This is a genomic window from Agromyces sp. NPDC055658, from assembly GCF_053618155.1.
Genome location: NZ_JBSHHD010000105.1, coordinates 1 through 1,342, shown reverse-complemented (window position 1 = coordinate 1,342; position 1,342 = coordinate 1). Strand labels below are relative to the sequence as shown.

Below are 1,342 nucleotides of genomic sequence, written 5' to 3'. Positions count from 1 at the left end.
GCGGCTTCGAGAACGCCGATATGGCGCGAGACGCCGGCGAAGGTCATGGGCAACGGGGCGGCCAGGTCGCTGATGCGGGCGTCGCCTTCCCGCAGAGCCTCCAGCAGCCGCCGCCGGGTCGGATCGGCCAGGGCCGAATATGCGCGGTCCAGAACTTGATCTTCAACCACCTTGTTGACTATAGCCGCGGGTCGTGGTTCCCTCGAGGAAGTTATTCAACTGATTTGTTGAATGTTGGATGAGCACCGCAAGGGACCGACGACGGGAGTCACCGTGAAGAATCCACCGATCGTGCCGGCAGCGGAATGGCAGGCCGCGCTCGACGAAATGCTGGTCAAGGAAAAAGAATTCACCCGGGCACGCGACCGGCTCGCGGCGCTGCGCCGGCGCATGCCGTGGACACCGGTGCACAAGGACTACGAGTTCGAAGGCCCCGACGGCCGCGCCACCCTGCTCGACCTTTTCGCCGGGCGTCGGCAGCTGATCGTGTACCGCGCCTTCCTGGATCCCGGTGTGGACGACTGGCCGGAGCACGGTTGTGTCGGCTGTTCGTTGATGGCCGACCACATCGGCAACCTGGCCCATCTCAATGCCCGCGACACCACATTCGTCTACGCGTCCCGCGGGTCGCAGGCCGACATCGCCCGGATCAAGGCACGTATGGGCTGGAGCCACCCCTGGTACACCATGGTTCCCCGCGACGGCGCAGAGTTCGACGTGGACTTCGGCGTCGATCAATGGCATGGCACCAATGCGTTCATTCGTGACGGTGACCAGGTCTTCCGCACCTACTTCATCAACGACCGGGGCGACGAGGCGTTCGTCAACACCTGGAACCTCCTGGACATGACCGCGCTCGGCCGCCAGGAGAGCTGGGAGGACTCACCGCCGGGCTACCCGCAGACCAAGCCCTACGAGTGGTGGTCCTGGCACGACACCTACGGCGAGCATGAGCCGTCGCGGTGGTTCGGTGAGCCGAACCCCGACGACCCCCACGATCCACGCCCGCCGCGTGATGGCTGCGCCGCCTGTGGAGGCAACTGACCCACCGCGGACAGACCCGCGGCACTCATTGGAGAAGATGGGTGGGTGACGCAATCCCCGCTGACCGTCCCCGCTCTGCTGCGGCACAGTGTCTCCGAGTTCGGTGAGTCGGTCTACCTGGTCACCCCCACCGAACGGCTGACCTACCTCGACGCCGACCGGCGGTCCGCACGGCTGGCGCGGTGGCTACTGCACCAAGGGATCGGCAAGGGCAGTCGCGTCGGCCTGTTCTTCCCCAACGGCGCCGAGTGGGTGACCTGGTGGCTCGCGGTGTCGCGGATCGGGGCGGTGGCCGTAC

3 protein-coding genes are annotated in these 1,342 nt (G+C 66.2%); 2 read left to right on the top strand and 1 reads right to left on the bottom strand.

The genetic code is table 11. The features are described 5' to 3' along the window. A partial coding sequence (locus ACWGPE_RS18850; protein WP_452049289.1) for a helix-turn-helix domain-containing protein occupies positions 1 to 170 on the bottom strand: 170 nt, incomplete at its 3' end. Between the two features lie 61 nt (positions 171 to 231). Here ACWGPE_RS18850 and ACWGPE_RS18845 point away from each other — a divergent pair. Continuing rightward, on the top strand, positions 232 to 1,044 hold the full coding sequence (locus ACWGPE_RS18845; RefSeq protein WP_452049288.1) for a DUF899 domain-containing protein: 813 nt from the start codon (positions 232 to 234) through the stop codon (positions 1,042 to 1,044). Between the two features lie 45 nt (positions 1,045 to 1,089). Then, positions 1,090 to 1,342: AMP-binding protein (locus ACWGPE_RS18840; protein WP_452049287.1), on the top strand; the 253-nt coding region annotated here is incomplete at its 3' end.

Bases quoted from the DNA above. Each gene is read 5' to 3' on its own strand.
- ACWGPE_RS18845 (WP_452049288.1), top strand. From the start codon at position 232: ATGTTGGATGAGCACCGCAAGGGACCGACGACGGGAGTCACCGTGAAG.